Raw genomic sequence first — 16,396 nt, forward strand, 5'->3', positions numbered from 1 at the left:
GACGGGGTGGGGGGTGTCCGCCCGCAGCGGCCGGCGTCCGGAACCGAACACATCTCAGAGTGACCGAGCCGCCGGACCGAGGACGGATACCCCCCACCCCGGCACCGACCCACCCACCGGACGGAACGCGCTACGCACAGCCCCACCGGACCGCAAGAGGCCGCCGCAGGCATCCAGGGGCGCGGGGAACTGCGCAGAACGCCCGCCCCCACCGAACCCGCAGACAAACACCCGCCCCCACCGAACCGGCAGACAAAGACCCGCCCCCACCCCAACCCTGGCCACCGCCCCACCCCCCTGGCAGGATCACCGCCATGCCCCACCCGCCGTCGCCGCTCCCCCACCTCACCCGCCGCCAGTCAAAGATCCTCCAAGCCGTCGCCGCCACCCTCGTGGCCCTCGGCCTCCTCCTCTGGTGGCTGCTCCCCCTCGGCAAGACCCCCCCGAGCGGCACGATCATCTTCAGCACGGGCACCCGCGCCGGCGTCTACCAGAAGTACGGCGGACTCCTCAACGACGCGATCCACAAGGACATGCCGGACCTGAAGGTGGTCCTGAAGGACACCGCCGGCTCCCAGGAGAACGTCCGCCGTGTCGCCAACGGACAGTCCGACTTCGCCATCGCCGCCGCCGACGCGGTGGAGAACTACCTCCAGAACCACGACCCCCACGCCGACACGCTCCGCGGAGTGGCCCGCCTCTACGACGACTACGTCCAACTCGTCGTACCGGCCGACTCGGACATCCGGACGGTGGAAGACCTCAAGGGCAAGCGCGTCTCGATCGGCGCCCCCAACTCCGGCGTACGCCTGATAGCGGACCGCGTGCTCAAGGCCACCGGCATCGATCCCGACAAGGACATCCAGCCCAAGGCCTACGGCATCGACACCGGCCCCAAACTCCTCGGCCACGACCTGGACGCGTTCTTCTGGTCCGGCGGCCTGCCCACCGACGGTCTGAGGAACCTCGCGGAACACTCGGCGATCCGCTTCATCCCGATCCAGCCGTCCCTGGTGGCGAAGCTGCACGCGGAGGGCGAGTCCACCCGCTACTACCGCGCCACGAACATGCCGGCGTCGGCGTACCCGTCCGCCCAGAACAACGCGACGGTACCGACCATGGCCGTCTCCAACCTGCTGATCACCCGCAGCGACGTGGACCCCGAGCTCGTCAAGTGGCTCACCCGGACCGTGATCAACAGCAGGGACCGCATCGGCCACGACGTCCACTCCGCCCAGCTGGTCGACGTACGCACGGCGATCTACACGGACCCGGTCCCCCTCCACGAGGGCGCGCGCCGCTACTACCGCTCGGTGAAGCCGTAGCAGACGTCGAAGAACCTCCAGCCGCAGACCTCACACCGCACCATCCAGGAGACCTCACCCCACCACGGGACGATCTCCCACCCGGCCCGGCCCCTCACACCGCAGGCCCACTACGCGGCACGGCCACCGTCACCACCAGCCCATGCGGCTCCTGACGCCCGTACGAGATCGTCCCTCCCCCCGCCGCCAGCAACGCCCGCGAGATGGACAGCCCCAGCCCGGACCCCTTGACGTTCTGATGCCGCCCGCTGCGCCAGAACCGGTCCCCCACCCGCGAGAGTTCCTCGTCGGTGAGCCCGGGCCCACGGTCGGCGACGACGACCGTCGACGTGTCCCCGTCCGCGGCGACGGTGACCGTCACGGTCTCGTCCTCCGGCGTGAACTTGAGCGCGTTGTCGATGACGGCGTCCAGGGCGCTGGACAGGGTGACGGGGTCGGCCCAGGCGGTGGTGGGCGGACACGTACCCTCCAGCCGTACCCCCTTGGCCTCCGCGGTCGGCGTCCACGCGGCGACGCGCTCCGCCGTGAGCTCACCGATGTCGGTGATCCGCAGATCCGCCTCGGTGTGCTCGGCGAGCGCGAGGTCGAGGAGGTCGTCGAGGACCTGGGCCAGCCGCTTGCCCTCGGTCTGGACGGACGCGATCTCCTTGTTGCCCGGGGGGAGTTCGAAGGCGAGCAGTTCGATGCGCAGCAGCAGCGCCGCGAGCGGGTTCCTCAACTGGTGGGACGCGTCGGCGACAAAGGCCCGCTGCTGTTCCAGCACGTCCTCGACGTTGTCCGCCATCTCGTTGAACGACCGTGCCAGCCGCTGGAGTTCGGGGGGTCCGCCCGCCACCGCCACCCGGGATTTGAGCCGCCCGGTGGCGATGTCGTGGGTGGTGGCGTCGAGCACCCGCACGGGCCTGAGCACCCAGCCGGTGAGCCGCAGTGCCGCACCCACGGCCAGCAGCATCGCCGCGAGTTCGCCCGCGAAGATGACGAGCCAGCCCTTCAGGATCCGTGAACGCATCGGCCCGCTGGGCGAGTCGGTGACGACGACCGCGATGACGTCCCCGTCGCGGATCACCGGGGAGGCGACGACGAGCCGGCCCTGCTGCCAGGGCCACACCTGCTTCGGGTCCTGGCTGCGGCGGCTGAGGAGCGCCTCGTCGAACGCCTCGCGGACCTCGCCCTGTTCGGGGATCGACCAGGTCCGGGGCGCCGTGGCCATGGGTACGCCGCCGTCGTAGAAGACACCGACGCGAATGTCGTAGACGTTGTGGTAGCTGGCGAGTTCGCTCTTCAGGGTCTCCAGGCGCTCGTCGGAGGCGTCGCTGACGAACTGGGCGAGCGCGGCGAAGTGGGCGGTGTCGTCGATCCGGTCGACGACGACCTTCTGCTGCTGCGCGGAGGCCACCCCGATGGCGAGCGGCACGCCCAGCGCCAGCAGCACGGCGGCCATGAGGACGATGAGCAACGGAAGAAGACGTGTCCGCACGGTCCCGCCTACACCCCGCCCAGCGACGATTCGAGGAGCCACGGCCCCCGGTACTCACCCGCACGGAGCCACAACCCCCGGCGCCCGCCCACGCGGGCCCACGGCCCCCGGCGCCCGCCCGTACGGACCCGAGACCCCCCGCAGCCGCCCGCACCGAGCCCCGACCGGGCGCCGCCACCCAGGGCACCGCACCCGTGGGCACTCACGCAGCCCCGCTCACCCGCGTCCACAGCCACCGTCCCTCTTCCGGTTCCGGCCCTATCTCCTCGCCCCGAGCCTCGCACAGGTCCGCGCCGCACACTCTCACGCGGCGCCTTCACCTCAGCGGCGCTCAGGGGCGCGGTCCAGTCCAGGGACCGGACCTCCTGACCCGTCACCGGTCCTTCTCGCCCGGCCCCTCTCGCCGGACCTCTCTCGCCCGGCCCCTCAGACCCCCGGCGCCACCAACCGGTACCCCACCCCCCGCACCGTCTCGATCAGCGCCGGCATCCGCAGCTTCGCGCGCAGGGACGCCACGTGGACCTCCAGCGTCCGCCCGGTGCCCTCCCAACTCGTGCGCCAGACCTCGCTGATGATCTGCTCGCGCCGGAAGACCACACCGGGTCGCTGGGCGAGCAGCGCGAGGAGGTCGAACTCCTTGCGGGTGAGCTGGACGACCGTGCCGTCGACGCTGACCTGCCGGGTCGGCAGTTCGATGCGTACGGCGCCGAGGACGAGCGCGGTGTCGGCGCCGCCGGGGGCGTCCTCGTGGGCGGTGCGCCGGCTGACCGCGTGGATGCGGGCGAGCAGTTCACCGGTGTCGTACGGCTTGACCACGTAGTCGTCGGCGCCGAGGTTCAGGCCGTGGATGCGGGAGCGGACGTCGGAGCGTGCGGTGACCATGATCACCGGCGTGCTGGTGCGCTTGCGGATCTTGCCGCACACCTCGTAGCCGTCCTGGTCGGGCAGGCCGAGGTCGAGCAGTACGACTCCGAAGCCGTCGCCCTCCGGGACGAGCGCCCGAAGTGCCTCCTCGCCGTTGCGCGCATGCGTGACGTCGAACCCGTGACGGGCGAGCACCGCGGACAGCGCGGCGGCCACGTGGTTGTCGTCCTCGACGAGGAGAAGTCTCACGCCGGCCCCCTTCGATCCATCGGGCGTACTATCTGAATATGTGCTGAACAGGCATAATGCGCACACCCCACACGCGCGTGCGCACCGTGCAGTCATGCTGATGGATGAGGACGGCGTCAAGAGGGTTCCGGTTGCGCCGCGGTTCCGTTATCCGGCTGATACGCACACCGGACGCACCTGGTCACAACTGCTACGACACGTGTCCGATTGCTATCGGATCGTGATGCTCAGATTCCCCTCAAGACTAATGACGCTGGTCGCATACGGTTACTACTGTCCTCCGAAACCGAGGAGGACGGAGCCAGAGAGCGATGACCGAAGTATCGGCGGCCAAGGAAGATGCGGTCGCGACCGGCGAACTGGTCGTCCTGAAGGGCGTCAACAAGCACTTCGGTGCGTTGCACGTACTCCAGGACATCGACCTGACCATCGCCCGCGGCGAGGTCGTCGTGGTCATCGGACCCTCCGGGTCCGGGAAGTCCACCCTGTGCCGCACCATCAACCGCCTCGAGACGATCGACACGGGTTCGATCGCCATCGACGGCAAGCCGCTGCCCCAGGAGGGCAAGGAGCTGGCCCGGCTGCGCGCCGACGTCGGCATGGTCTTCCAGTCCTTCAACCTCTTCGCGCACAAGACCGTGCTCGAGAACGTGATGCTGGGTCAGATCAAGGTCCGCAAGGCCGACAAGAAGAAGGCCGAGGAGAAGGCGCGGGCCCTCCTCGACCGGGTCGGCGTCGCCACCCAGGCCGACAAGTACCCCGCCCAGCTGTCCGGCGGCCAGCAGCAGCGGGTCGCGATCGCGCGGGCGCTGGCCATGGATCCCAAGGTCATGCTCTTCGACGAGCCCACGTCGGCGCTCGACCCTGAGATGATCAACGAGGTGCTGGAAGTCATGCAGCAGCTCGCCCGCGACGGAATGACCATGATCGTCGTCACCCACGAGATGGGTTTCGCACGATCGGCTGCAAACCGCGTGGTGTTCATGGCGGACGGACGCATCGTCGAGGAGGCTGCGCCCGACCAGTTCTTCAGCAACCCGCGCAGCGACCGCGCCAAGGACTTCCTGTCGAAGATCCTGCACCACTGACGTGCCACCCGGATCGACCACCGACGGCCCACATCTCTTCACCACCCAAAGGATGTTCACCATGAAGCTCCGCAAGGTCACCGCCGCCTCGGCAGCCGTTCTCGCCCTCGCCCTGTCCGCGACCGCGTGCGGCGGCGACAGCAAGGACGAGGGCTCGGGCTCGGGTTCCGGCGGCGGCAAGATCAAGATCGGCATCAAGTACGACCAGCCGGGCCTCGGTCTGAAGAAGCCCGACGGCTCCTTCTCCGGCTTCGACGTGGACGTGGCCACGTACGTGGCCAAGCAGCTCGGCTACAAGCCCGACCAGATCGAGTTCGTCGAGACCAAGAGTGCCGACCGTGAGAACGCGCTCGCCCGCGGCGACGTGAAGTTCATCGCGGCCACCTACTCGATCAACGACGAGCGCAAGAAGAAGGTCGACTTCGCCGGCCCGTACCTGCTGGCCCACCAGGACCTGCTGGTCAAGAAGGACTCCAAGATCAGCGAGGCCACGGACCTCAACGGCGAGAAGCTGTGTTCCGTGACCGGCTCCACCTCGGCGCAGAACGTCAAGGACGACTTCGCCCCGAAGGCCCAGCTGCGTGAGTACTCCGGCTACTCGGAGTGCATCGCCGGCCTCCAGAGCGGCGCCGTCGACGCCCTGACCACGGACGACTCGATCCTCGCGGGCTTCGCCTCGCAGGACAAGTACAAGGGCCAGTTCAAGCTCGCCGGCCTCAAGCTGAGCAACGAGAACTACGGCATCGGTGTCAAGAAGGGCGACACCGCCACCGTGAACAAGATCAACGCCGCGCTGGAGAAGATGGTCAGCGACGGCTCCTGGCAGAAGGCCGTCGACGCCAACTTCGGCCCGGCCGGCTACAAGAACGAGCCCGCCCCGAAGATCGGCGTCATCGTCAAGTAATCGCGGGAACCCACCAGCGCACCGCTGCGACCGCGGTCCGGCCGCGCCCCTGAGGGGGCGCGGAGCGCCGGCCCGCGTGTGGCCGGTCGTCGGCGGCAGCTGCCGGCGACGACCGGCCGGCGGGGCGTCTGCGCGGGGTACCCACCGGCTCGCCGCCGTCCGCCGCGATCAGGGCGGCGGCGCGTCGCGCCCCTCATCCCTCCGCCACACACCCGGAAGCGCGGGAGATCGTGTTCGACTTTATTTCAGACTATGACGACCCGAGCCTGTGGGGCGCCTTCTGGATGACGGTGAAGCTGACCTTCTTCTCCGGCATCGGCTCCCTCGTCTGGGGCACCCTGCTGGCCGCGATGCGGGTCAGCCCCGTCCCGCTGATGCGCGGGTTCGGCACCGCCTACGTCAACATCGTCCGGAACATCCCCCTGACGGTCATCATCGTCTTCACCTCCCTCGGCCTCGCCGACATCTTCCGCATCACGCTGGGCGCGGGCGACGACGTGAAGGTCATGAGCTTCCGGCTGGCCATCCTCGGCTTCATCGTCTACACCGCCGCGTTCGTCTGCGAGGCGATCCGCTCCGGCATCAACACGGTGCCGCTCGGCCAGGCCGAGGCCGCCCGCGCGATCGGGCTCAACTTCAGCCAGACCCTGCGTCTCATCGTGCTGCCGCAGGCCTTCCGCTCGGTCATCGGCCCGCTGGCCAACGTCCTGATCGCGCTGACGAAGAACACCACGGTGGCGGCCGCGATCGGCGTGGCCGAGGCCGCGTACCTGATGAAGACGATGATCGAGAACGAGGCTCAGACGCTGCTCATCGGCGCGGTCTTCGCCTTCGGTTTCGTGGTACTTACCCTGCCCACCGGCCTCTTCCTGGGCTGGCTGAGCAAGCGACTGGCGGTGAAGCGATGAGTTCGGTCCTCTACGACACTCCGGGACCCCGCGCCAAACGGCGCAACATCCTGCTGTCCGTCGTCTTCACCCTCCTGCTCGCCCTCCTGCTGTGGTGGGTGTGGCGGACCATGGACGACAACAACCAGCTGGAGTGGGACCTCTGGCAGCCCTTCACCACGGGCGAGGCCTGGACGACCTACCTCCTGCCCGGTCTCGCCGACACCCTCAAGGCCGCCGCGATCTCCATGGTGATCGCCCTGCCCCTGGGCGCGGTCTTCGGCATTGCCCGGATGTCCGACCACGCCTGGGTACGGGGTGTGGCCGGCACGGTGGTCGAGTTCTTCCGGGCCATCCCGGTCCTGCTGCTGATGCTGTTCGCGAACGAGCTCTACGTCCGTTCCTCCCTGAACATCAGCAGCGAGGAACGCCCGCTGTACGCCGTGGTCACCGGCCTGGTGCTCTACAACGCCTCGGTGCTCGCCGAAGTCGTGCGCGCCGGCATCCTCTCGCTGCCCCGGGGGCAGACGGAGGCGGCCTACGCGGTCGGTCTGCGCAAGGGCCAGACGATGACCAGCATCCTGCTTCCGCAGGCGGTCACCGCGATGCTGCCGGCCATCGTCAGCCAGCTGGTGGTCATCGTGAAGGACACCGCGCTCGGCGGCGTGATGCTCGGCTTCACCGAGCTGCTCAACGCGCGCCAGACGCTGGCGGCCAACTACGCCAACGTCATCCCGAGCTTCATCGTCGTGGCGATCATCTACATCATCGTCAACTTCATCCTCACCAGCTTCGCGAGCTGGCTGGAGCAGCGGCTGCGGCGCAGCAAGAAGAGCACGGGGGCGGTGCTGGGCGAGGACACGGTGGAGGTCAACCCGGCCGCGGTGCGCGGAGGCTTCGGTACCGGCGAGAACACCGGTGGCGGCGGATTCTGATGATCAGTCAAGTGGGTTGACCCACAAGTAGGAGTGACACGGAGGCAGTGGCATGATCGCCACTGCCTCCGTCACTTGACGCAAGCACCGGCAATAGGTTGCATACGTTCTGTGATCGTGCACCCTGCTCCAACCTCCTGTTCACAAACGTCCCTCGGGACTCCGCCGCGGTCAGGAGGCGCCGCACCGTGGACCCGGTGATCATCGTCGGAGCGGGGCCCGTCGGGCTCACGCTCGCCCTGGCGCTGGCGCGCCAGGAGGTCCCCTCCGTGGTCCTCGACGAGGGACCCGGCAAGGACGAACCCCGCCTGGCCCGCACCGCCGTACTGCACGAGGACACCGCCGCCCTGATGTCCCGGCTGACCGGGGTCCCGGTCACCGGGCTGGGCGCGCACTGGGCCGGATGGCGGTCCATGCGCCGCAAGCAGGTGATGCGCGAGGTCGACTTCGAGGAGACCGGGGACGCCCCCCTGCACCTCGCCCAGCACGTCCTGACGAACGCCCTGCGCACCGCCCTCGCCGAGGAGCGGCTGGTGAAGATCGTCACGGACAGCAGGCTCGACACCGTCGAGCAGGAGCCCTCGGGCGTCACCGCCCACACCCGCGGCCCCAAGGGCACGTGGTGGCGCGGGAGTTACCTGGTCGGCTGCGACGGCCCGCGCTCCACCGTGCGCAAACTGGAGGACATCCGCTTCCCGGGCCGTACGGCGGTGGAACGCCACGCGGTCGCCGCCCTGCGCACCGAACTCCCCTTCGAGGACTGGGCGTTGCTGCACCGGACGCCCCCGTGGCGGACGTCCGGGCCGTCGGCCGGGGAGATCTCCGCCCGCCCGCTCCCGGACGGCGTGTGGCGCCTGGACTGGCTCCTGCCCCCGGGCAAGGACCTGGTCACGCCCGAACTCCTGGTGACCCGCGTCCGGGAGACCCTCGCGGGCTGGACGGGCGGCTCGACACCGCCGTACGAACTCCTCGACACCGGCGTCCACACCGTGCACCACCGGCTGGCCCGCCGCTGGCGGGCGGGGCGGGTCTTCCTGGCCGGGGACTCGGCGCACTGCCTCGGCGCGCTCGGCACCCAGGGCCTCGACGAGAGCCTCAGGGACGCCGACAACCTCGCCTGGAAGCTGGCCCTGGCCTGGCACCACGGGCCGCACGAGGCGCTTCTCGACAGCTACCAGGCCGAGCGGCGCGCGATCGTCTCCGCCCGGCTGCGCGCCGCCGACCAGGCGCTGCCGCTGGTGCGCGGCGGCGGGGGCCTGCGCTCGGTCGTCCCGGGCTCGGCCCGCGGCCACGACGCGCTGCTCACGGACGGCCATCTGGGGCGCGGTCCGCTCGGTGCGCCGGGGTCGTACGCCCACTCACCGCTGGCACCCCGGCACCTCGAAGGAGAGGTACTGGTCGACACCCCGCCGGGCGCTTCGGTCACGGACGTACGGGTCACCGCCGAGGACGGTTCGTTCGTACGGCTGCACGAGCGCCTCGGCCGGGGCGCCCTGCTGGTCGTCCTGGTCGCGCCGGGCACCGGTGTGTGGGAGCGCAAGCACTGGGTGACCGCCGGAATCATGCCCCGCCTGGCCGCGGCGGTGACCGCGCTGCCGCACTCCGCCGAGCTCCTGGTCGCCGAGGAGTACCCGGGCGCCGCCCCGCACACGGTCCTTCTCGTACGACCCGACGGCTACCTCGTCACCGCCCTGAGCGGTGTCCGCCCGGCCGACCTGTACTCGGCGGCCGAGACGGCCCTGGGCGGACCGCCGGCCAGGACCGAGGCGGGCACGGGGGCCGGTCCTCGTTGACGTGCTCACTGTCACTGTGCGTCCACATAGTGACAGTGAGTTGAAAGGCCCCTGGGCGTCATGGTGTACTCCGCATCGTGACCGACACCTGTGTGCGCCTGTGGCGGAGGGTCCATATGGACCTCGTCCGCTATGCGGGCTGCGTGTGTCGCCCGTCCTGCTGAATTCGCCGCTTTCCTTTCTCGCGTGCCGCTGCTGAGCGGCACCGCGGTTCCGCGAACTCCTCTCAGGACGGTACCCGTGTCTGCCCTCCCCTCTGTCTCCGCCGTCGCCGCGCCCACCCAGGCCGAACTCCTCGACTTCGTCCGACGTACGGCCGCCGACACCGAGCTGATCGACTCGCTCCCGCTCGACCCCGAAGGCCGCACCTGGGTGCGCCTCGAGGGCCCGGGCGGCAGCGAGGCCTGGCTGATCGGCTGGCCGCCCGGCACCGGCACCGGCTGGCACGACCACGCCGAGTCGGTCGGCGCGTTCATCACCGCGGCCGGTGAGCTCAAGGAGAACTCCCTGGCCGCCCGGCTGCCCGCCGACGGCTGGAAGACCCTCGAACTCTCCGACGACGTGGACCGTGAGCGCCGCCTGCCCGCCGGCAAGGGCCGCTCCTTCGGACAGCACCATGTCCACGAGGTCCTCAACGAGTCCACCGAGGTCCACGCGGTCTCCGTGCACGCCTACTACCCGCCCCTCCCCCAGATCCGCCGCTACAGCCGCACGGGCCAGATCCTCCGCCTGGAGCACGTGGAACGGCCGGAGGACTGGCAGTGAGCGCACCCGGCCCGCGATCCGTGCGGCCGGAATCCTGGTCCCCCTGGACCTACCCCCGTCTCAGAACCCCTCGTTTCAACACCCCTGGTCTCAGAACCCCTCGTCGCCGAGGAACTCCGTCTCCTCCCCCTCCTCCTCCAGTGCCTGCCTGACCACCCGCAGGGCCATGCCCTCGGAGTAGCCCTTGCGGGCCAGCATCCCGGCGAGGCGGCGCAGCCGCTTGTCCCGGTCGAGACCCCGGGTGGCCCGGAGCTTGCGCTCGACCAGCTCGCGCGCCGTCGCCTCCTCCTGCTCGGAGTCGAGCTGGGAGACGGCCTCGTCGATCAGCGTGGAGTCGACGCCCTTGGTCCGCAGCTCCTGGGCGAGCGCACGCCGGGCGAGCCCTCGGCCATGGTGCCGCGACTCCACCCAGGCGTCCGCGAACGCGCTGTCGTTGATCAGCCCGACCTCCTCGAACCGCGACAGCACCTCCTCGGCGGCCTCGTCGGGGATCTCCCGCTTGCGCAGGGCGTCGGCCAGCTGCTTGCGGGTGCGCGGGGTCCCGGTGAGCAGGCGCAGACAGATCGCCCGCGCCCGCTCCACCGGGTCCGCCGGAGGCTCCCCCTTCTCGGCCCTCGACGAGGAAGGACCGCCTCCGTCCTCACCGGGCGACTCCCCGAAGCCGCGCCGGCGCTGCCGACGCCCACGGGGACCGTTCCGTCCGGGAGCGCCGCCGTCACCGCGACGCGAACCCCGTCCGGCTCCCCCGAAGCCATGCGCGGCCGCCTCTTCACGGCCGTACGCAGGACCGTCATCGCCGCGGGAAGAACCGTCGCCGTATGAGCTGGATGACGCACGGTCACCGTACGACTCGCCACCACCGTATGACGGATCGTCACCGTACGGCTCATGGCCGTGCCCCGCGCCCCCGCTCGCCCCACCGCCCTGCAGGACGGCGGCACCGTCGCCGGGGCGGCCCACCAGGTACGGCCGGCCGTCGCCGTACCTCAGGGCATGGCCCAAGCCCCCGTCCGCACCGCCCCCCGACGGCCCGTCGACGGAGGGGCGACGCGAGCCGCGCGACACCGGGCGGCCGTGTCCCCCGTCCGCCCCGTGCCCCGTACCGTCCCCGTGCTCGTCGCCGTCCGGCCCGGCAGAACCCCCGCTGCCCTTACCGCCCCGCCCTCGCGGAGCGTCCTCGTACTCGGCCCAGTCGGTTCGCCGTGTCACGGGATCAGCTCTTGGCGGCCGGGGCCTTGGCCTTCGTCGCCTTCGCGGCTGCCGGAGCGGGCACCTTCGCGGCGTCGTCCGCGGCGGCGGACACCGCGGCGTCCGCACCCGGCTCGGCGGTCGGCTCCTGGGGACGCACGCCGACGCCCAGCTTCTCCTTGATCTTCTTCTCGATCTCGTTGGCCAGGTCGGGGTTGTCCTTCAGGAAGTTGCGCGCGTTCTCCTTGCCCTGGCCGAGCTGGTCGCCCTCGTACGTGTACCAGGCGCCGGCCTTGCGCACGAAGCCGTGCTCCACGCCCATGTCGATCAGACCGCCCTCGCGGCTGATGCCCTGGCCGTAGAGGATGTCGAACTCGGCCTGCTTGAAGGGCGGCGCGACCTTGTTCTTGACGACCTTGACGCGGGTGCGGTTGCCGACCGCGTCGGTGCCGTCCTTCAGGGTCTCGATGCGGCGGATGTCCATGCGCACCGAGGCGTAGAACTTCAGCGCCCGGCCACCGGTCGTGGTCTCCGGCGAGCCGAACATCACGCCGATCTTCTCGCGGAGCTGGTTGATGAAGATCGCGGTGGTCTTGGACTGGTTGAGCGCGCTGGTGATCTTCCGCAGGGCCTGGCTCATCAGACGGGCCTGGAGACCGACATGGCTGTCGCCCATCTCGCCCTCGATCTCCGCGCGCGGGACGAGCGCGGCCACGGAGTCGATGACGATCAGGTCGAGGGCACCGGAGCGGACCAGCATGTCCACGATCTCCAGGGCCTGCTCGCCGTTGTCCGGCTGGGAGAGGATCAGGTTGTCGACGTCGACGCCGAGCTTGCGCGCGTACTCGGGGTCGAGGGCGTGCTCCGCGTCCACGAAGGCCACCTGGCCGCCGGCCCGCTGAGCGTTGGCCACCGCGTGCAGGGTGAGGGTCGTCTTTCCGGAGGACTCCGGGCCGTACACCTCCACCACACGGCCACGCGGGATGCCGCCGACGCCGAGCGCGACGTCGAGCGCGGTCGACCCGGTGGGGATGACCTCGATGGGCTCGTTCGGCCGCTCGCCCATGCGCATGACCGCGCCCTTGCCGAACTGCCGTTCAATCTGTGCGAGCGCGGCGTCGAGCGCCTTCTCGCGGTCGGTTCCTGCCATGGGTTCCACCCGATTTGCTTGAGTCGATCGCTTCACGTCAAAGACGCTAACGCCTGCCACTGACAATGCGCCCTGACGCCCGTCCGGCCTGTGGATAACTCGGGTACTTCTCCGGGCAAATCATGCCGAATGACACACCGTCGGCTAGGCCGGAGCCTCCATGAGAATGGATGTTCGATTTTCGTGTCAAGCGCACCACGCGGCACTCGGACGACTTCCTCCGACAGGCTCCGACCGCCTCCCGAAGCCTCCGTCGACCGCCTTTCCATGCCCTCTCCGGCGGGTCGGCTACTGCCCGCGGCGTACCCCAGGTGCCTTCGGCCGTACGACGACCCCGGGGGCCGTCCTCGCCAGTGTTGAGCCATGGACACCCGGAACAGCAAGGACCTCGACAGAACGCCCGCGGCGTCGGCACGGACATCGGTGCCGCGGATTCCCGGCGCACGCCGCGTGGAGCGGCTCTGCCACGCCACCGGTCTTTTCCTCGTCATCTCCGGGCTCGTGCACCTCGTGGTGTTCGCCGTGGACGGCGGCCCCTGGGACGGACCGGTCTCCTGGCGCAAGCCGGTGACGTTCGGGCTGTCCTTCGGGGTGACGCTGATCGCGGTCACCTGGGTGACGTCGTATCTGCGCGTCGGCGCACGCACGCGTGCCGTGCTGCTCGCGGTGTTCGCGGCCGACTGCGTGGTCGAGGTCGGCGGCATCACCCTCCAGGCGTGGCGCCGGGTGCCCTCGCACCTCGACATGGAGACGCCCTTCGACACGGCGGTGTCCATGACGCTGGCGGTGGGCGGGGGCGTCCTCGTGGTCCTGCTGACCGTGTTCGCCGTCGCGTCGTTCCGGCAGCGGCCCTCGGGCCCCGCGGGGATGGACCTCGCGGTGCGCTCGGGGTTCGCGATCCTGCTCGTGGCGCTCGCCTCGGGTGCCGCGATGATCGCGCGCGGAGTCGTCCTCACCCGTACCGGACACCAGGAGGCGGCCTACCACTCGACCGCCCCGCTCAAGCCGCTGCACGGTGTGAGCCTGCACGCGGTCCTTGTCCTTCCCGCGCTGGCCTGGCTGCTGTCCCGCACCCCGTGGAGCGAGACGCTGCGGCGCAGGCTCCTGTACGCGGCGGTCGGCGCTTACGTCACGGCCGTCGCCGGCGCCGGACTCTGGGCCGCCCTCACGTACTGAACCGGCGCCTCAGGCCGACTCGTCCCCGTCGGTGGAGTCCTGCGCCCCGTGCCGCCGCCGCTCCCACAGCGCACGCGCGCGCGTGACCGGCGAGGGCCCCTCGCCCCGCTTGCGGTGGCCGTGGACCCGCGGGTCGTCGGTGACGGCGTACCGCTTCACGTACGCCCCGAGGAACGCCTGGAGCGTGGCGACCGCCGGGATGGCGATCAGGGCGCCGACGGCACCGAGCAGGGCGGTACCCGCGATGACCGAGCCGAAGGCGACCGCGGGGTGGATGTCGACGGTCTTCGAGGTCAGCTTGGGCTGGAGCACGTAGTTCTCGAACTGCTGGTAGATCACCACGAAGACCAGGACCCACAGCGCGTACCAGGGGTCGACCGTGAAGGCGATCAGCATGGGCAGGGCGCCCGCGAGATAGGTGCCGATGGTCGGGATGAACTGCGAGACCAGGCCCACCCACACGGCCAGCACGGGCGCGTACGGCACCTCCAGGGCCTGGAGGAGCACGAAGTGCGCGACTCCGGAGACGAGCGCCATCAGACCGCGCGAGTAGAGGTAGCCGCCGGTCTTGTCGACGGCGATCTCCCAGGCGCGCAGCACCTCGGCCTGCCGGGCGGGCGGCAGCACGGAGCAGATCGCGCGGCGCAGGCGGGGCCCGTCCGCAGCGAAGTAGAACGAGAACAGCACGATCGTCAGCAGCTGGAAGAGCCCGCCGAGCACCTGGGCGGACACGTCCAGGACGCCGGTGGCGCTGTTCTGCACATAGTTGCGCAGCCAGTCGGAGCGCAGCAGGCCCTCCTGGACGTCCACCCGCTTCAGATCGGTGTGGAAGTGCCCGTTGATCCAGCTGATGACGGAGTCGAGGTAGTCGGGGAAATCCTCGACGATCTTGATGATCTGGCCGGCGAGCATCGACCCGAGCAGCACGATGAAGCCCGCGGAGACGATCAGCACCGCGAAGAAGACCAGGAAGGTGGCGAGTCCCCTGCGCATGCCCCGCGCGGCCATCTTGCTCACCGCGGGTTCTATGGCCAGGGCCAGGAAGAACGCGATGAGGATGTTGATCAGCAGCCCTATGAGCTGGTGGAAGGCCCAACTGCCGAGCTGGAACACGGCGATGAGAGCGAGGGCGAGCACCATGGCGCGCGGCAGCCAGCGCGGCATACGGGCGTTCGGCCCGGCGCCTGCGGCCGGGGGCCGGGAGGGCGGCGTCGTGCCGGACGGAGGTGCCTGCGGGGCTGTCTGCCCGGACTCGTCAGTGGGTGCCACGGAGCAAGTCTCACCCACGGCACTGACATTCGGCTGCCCTGCTGCGATCTTCGTGACCGGTCAGTGCTCTTCGGTGTGACCTGTCAGTGCTCTTCAGTGCCTCTCCGCGGGAACGTTCATCACCGTGCACACCACTCGCCACACGTCCTTGGCGTCCCAGCCGGAGTCCAGCGCCTCGTGCACCGTGCGTCCACCGAGCTCCGCCATCACATGATCGCGCGCGAAGGTGTCGGCGTACCCCGGACCGAAGTGTTCCGCCATCCGCTGCCAGAAGACCGTCAACCGCATGACTCCAGTATCCCGCCCCTGAGGGTGGGCCTCGGCCGGGACCGCTTGTCGAGACCGCTTTCCGCCCTACGGTCTGTCGCATGCCCGAAACAGGAGCTTTCCCACTCCCCCAGACGCCACCGGCGCACTCCCCGCTCTTCCGCGCGGAGCACTTCGTCTGGCTCACCGCGCGCGTGCTGGAACAGCGGCTGTTCGCGTACCACTTCCTGAACGGCGGCCCCGACCCGGTGGAGACGGCTCTGGACGCCTACCGCAACACGGACGGCGGGTACGGCCACGCCCTGGAGCCCGATCTGCGCGGCCCGGTCAGCCAGCCCCTGCACATCGCTCACGCCCTGCGGATCCTGGACGCCGTGGGGCGCTGCGGCGGACAGCGGGTGGAGCGCGTGTGCCGCTATCTCACGTCCGTCTCCACCCCGGACGGCGCCCTGCCCGCCGTCACTCCCGCCCAGCGCGGCTATCCGACGGCCCCGTTCCTGCCGGTGGTGGACGCCCCGCCGAGCGAACTGCTCGCCACGGGCCCGGTGGTCGGCCTGCTGCACCGCAACGAGGTGTGGCACGCCTGGCTGTTCCGGGCCACGGACTTCTGCTGGCAGGCGGTGGAGTCTCTCCAGGTGTCCCACCCGTACGAGATCAGGGCCGCCCTGACCTTCCTGGACTCCGTTCCGGATCGCCCGCGCGCGCAGGCCACCGCGGACCGCCTGGGCCGACTGGTGCGCGAGCGACGACTGGCCGTGCTGGACCCCGCGGACCTCGCCGCGTTCCCCGTCGCCCCCGGCTACGCGCCGGGCGAGCACCACTTCCCGCACGACTACGCGAGGACTCCGGACTCCCTCGCGCGCGCGTGGTTCACCGACGACGAGATGGCCCGCTCGCTGGACCACCTGGCGGCCGAACAGCAGGAGGACGGCGGCTGGCCGATCCGCTGGCGCCCCTGGGCACCGTCCACCACCCTCGAAGCGCGCCCCATGGTGACGATCGAGGCATTGCGCACCCTGCGCGCGTACGGCCGCGGCGTCGGCTGAGCCGGTCCGCGCG

Annotated in this window: 16 protein-coding genes; 10 read left to right on the forward strand and 6 right to left on the reverse strand. The window is 70.3% G+C overall.

The genetic code is table 11. The annotated features are described in order from the left end of the window. Positions 1-314: 314 nt before the first annotated feature. Positions 315-1,325, forward strand: coding sequence for a TAXI family TRAP transporter solute-binding subunit (locus AQJ54_RS18415; protein ID WP_062238555.1), 1,011 nt, complete (start codon positions 315-317; stop codon positions 1,323-1,325). A 94-nt stretch (positions 1,326-1,419) separates the two neighbouring features. Here AQJ54_RS18415 and AQJ54_RS18420 read toward each other — a convergent pair whose 3' ends face one another. Together AQJ54_RS18420 and AQJ54_RS18425 are read right to left on the reverse strand one after the other, a co-directional pair. Further along, the gene (locus AQJ54_RS18420; protein ID WP_062238557.1) at positions 1,420-2,802 is read right to left on the reverse strand and encodes a sensor histidine kinase; all 1,383 of its coding nucleotides are present in this window, start codon (positions 2,800-2,802) and stop codon (positions 1,420-1,422) included. Between the two features lie 426 nt (positions 2,803-3,228). Next, positions 3,229-3,915 (reverse strand): response regulator transcription factor, encoded by a 687-nt coding sequence (locus tag AQJ54_RS18425; protein WP_062022699.1) that lies wholly within the window; start codon positions 3,913-3,915, stop codon positions 3,229-3,231. A 311-nt stretch (positions 3,916-4,226) separates the two neighbouring features. Between AQJ54_RS18425 and AQJ54_RS18430 the strand changes: the two genes are divergently transcribed. The 7 genes from AQJ54_RS18430 to AQJ54_RS18455 all read left to right on the forward strand — a co-directional run bounded on the left by AQJ54_RS18430 (position 4,227) and on the right by AQJ54_RS18455 (position 10,287). After that, positions 4,227-5,003 carry an amino acid ABC transporter ATP-binding protein gene (locus AQJ54_RS18430; RefSeq protein ID WP_020139116.1) on the forward strand — a complete coding sequence of 259 codons (777 nt, stop codon included), beginning with the start codon at positions 4,227-4,229 and terminating at the stop codon, positions 5,001-5,003. 61 nt (positions 5,004-5,064) lie between these two features. Continuing rightward, positions 5,065-5,907 (forward strand): glutamate ABC transporter substrate-binding protein, encoded by an 843-nt coding sequence (locus AQJ54_RS18435; RefSeq protein ID WP_020139115.1) that lies wholly within the window; start codon positions 5,065-5,067, stop codon positions 5,905-5,907. Positions 5,908-6,137: 230 nt separating this feature from the next. Further along, entirely contained in the window at positions 6,138-6,815 is a 678-nt protein-coding gene (locus AQJ54_RS18440) for an amino acid ABC transporter permease (protein ID WP_028809886.1), read from the forward strand. Then, the gene (locus tag AQJ54_RS18445) at positions 6,812-7,729 is read left to right on the forward strand and encodes an amino acid ABC transporter permease (protein WP_062238559.1); all 918 of its coding nucleotides are present in this window, start codon (positions 6,812-6,814) and stop codon (positions 7,727-7,729) included. The genes AQJ54_RS18440 and AQJ54_RS18445 overlap by 4 nt, the downstream gene beginning before the upstream one ends. 188 nt (positions 7,730-7,917) lie before the next feature. Further along, complete coding sequence (locus AQJ54_RS18450; protein WP_062238561.1) at positions 7,918-9,522, forward strand: FAD-dependent monooxygenase; 1,605 nt, start codon at positions 7,918-7,920, stop codon at positions 9,520-9,522. A gap of 116 nt (positions 9,523-9,638) precedes the next feature. Beyond that, complete coding sequence (locus AQJ54_RS47780; RefSeq protein WP_309506048.1) at positions 9,639-9,686, forward strand: hypothetical protein; 48 nt, start codon at positions 9,639-9,641, stop codon at positions 9,684-9,686. Positions 9,687-9,762: 76 nt separating this feature from the next. Further along, positions 9,763-10,287, forward strand: a complete 525-nt coding sequence (locus AQJ54_RS18455; protein ID WP_030326891.1) for a cupin domain-containing protein — start codon at positions 9,763-9,765, stop codon at positions 10,285-10,287. Between the two features lie 90 nt (positions 10,288-10,377). Here the strand turns inward: AQJ54_RS18455 and recX are convergent, their stop codons facing one another. Both recX and recA read right to left on the reverse strand, forming a co-directional pair. Continuing rightward, on the reverse strand, positions 10,378-11,247 hold the full coding sequence (recX, locus tag AQJ54_RS43555) for a recombination regulator RecX (RefSeq protein ID WP_388359203.1): 870 nt from the start codon (positions 11,245-11,247) through the stop codon (positions 10,378-10,380). Between the two features lie 253 nt (positions 11,248-11,500). Next, positions 11,501-12,625: a recombinase RecA gene (recA, locus tag AQJ54_RS18465; protein ID WP_062022713.1), complete on the reverse strand. Its 1,125-nt coding sequence runs from the start codon at positions 12,623-12,625 to the stop codon at positions 11,501-11,503. 363 nt (positions 12,626-12,988) lie between these two features. Between recA and AQJ54_RS18470 the strand changes: the two genes are divergently transcribed. After that, positions 12,989-13,801: a hypothetical protein gene (locus AQJ54_RS18470; protein ID WP_248845374.1), complete on the forward strand. Its 813-nt coding sequence runs from the start codon at positions 12,989-12,991 to the stop codon at positions 13,799-13,801. Positions 13,802-13,810: 9 nt separating this feature from the next. Here AQJ54_RS18470 and AQJ54_RS18475 read toward each other — a convergent pair whose 3' ends face one another. Further along, positions 13,811-15,070: an AI-2E family transporter gene (locus tag AQJ54_RS18475; protein WP_079069902.1), complete on the reverse strand. Its 1,260-nt coding sequence runs from the start codon at positions 15,068-15,070 to the stop codon at positions 13,811-13,813. Positions 15,071-15,163: 93 nt separating this feature from the next. Beyond that, positions 15,164-15,358, reverse strand: a complete 195-nt coding sequence (locus AQJ54_RS18480; protein WP_030326905.1) for a DUF3046 domain-containing protein — start codon at positions 15,356-15,358, stop codon at positions 15,164-15,166. Between the two features lie 80 nt (positions 15,359-15,438). Between AQJ54_RS18480 and AQJ54_RS18485 the strand changes: the two genes are divergently transcribed. Beyond that, positions 15,439-16,383, forward strand: coding sequence for a hypothetical protein (locus AQJ54_RS18485; RefSeq protein ID WP_079069903.1), 945 nt, complete (start codon positions 15,439-15,441; stop codon positions 16,381-16,383). The last annotated feature ends 13 nt before the right edge of the window (positions 16,384-16,396 follow it).

Source organism: Streptomyces griseorubiginosus (genome assembly GCF_001514195.1).
In the GTDB taxonomy this organism is placed as follows: Bacteria; Actinomycetota; Actinomycetes; order Streptomycetales; family Streptomycetaceae; genus Streptomyces; species Streptomyces griseorubiginosus.

Bases quoted from the DNA above. Each gene is read 5' to 3' on its own strand.
- AQJ54_RS18430 (WP_020139116.1), top strand. From the start codon at position 4,227: ATGACCGAAGTATCGGCGGCCAAGGAAGATGCGGTCGCGACCGGCGAA.
- AQJ54_RS18445 (WP_062238559.1), top strand. From the start codon at position 6,812: ATGAGTTCGGTCCTCTACGACACTCCGGGACCCCGCGCCAAACGGCGC.
- AQJ54_RS18470 (WP_248845374.1), top strand. From the start codon at position 12,989: ATGGACACCCGGAACAGCAAGGACCTCGACAGAACGCCCGCGGCGTCG.
- recA (WP_062022713.1), bottom strand. From the start codon at position 12,625: ATGGCAGGAACCGACCGCGAGAAGGCGCTCGACGCCGCGCTCGCACAG.
- AQJ54_RS18485 (WP_079069903.1), top strand. From the start codon at position 15,439: ATGCCCGAAACAGGAGCTTTCCCACTCCCCCAGACGCCACCGGCGCAC.
- AQJ54_RS18480 (WP_030326905.1), bottom strand. From the start codon at position 15,358: ATGCGGTTGACGGTCTTCTGGCAGCGGATGGCGGAACACTTCGGTCCG.
- AQJ54_RS18415 (WP_062238555.1), top strand. From the start codon at position 315: ATGCCCCACCCGCCGTCGCCGCTCCCCCACCTCACCCGCCGCCAGTCA.
- AQJ54_RS18435 (WP_020139115.1), top strand. From the start codon at position 5,065: ATGAAGCTCCGCAAGGTCACCGCCGCCTCGGCAGCCGTTCTCGCCCTC.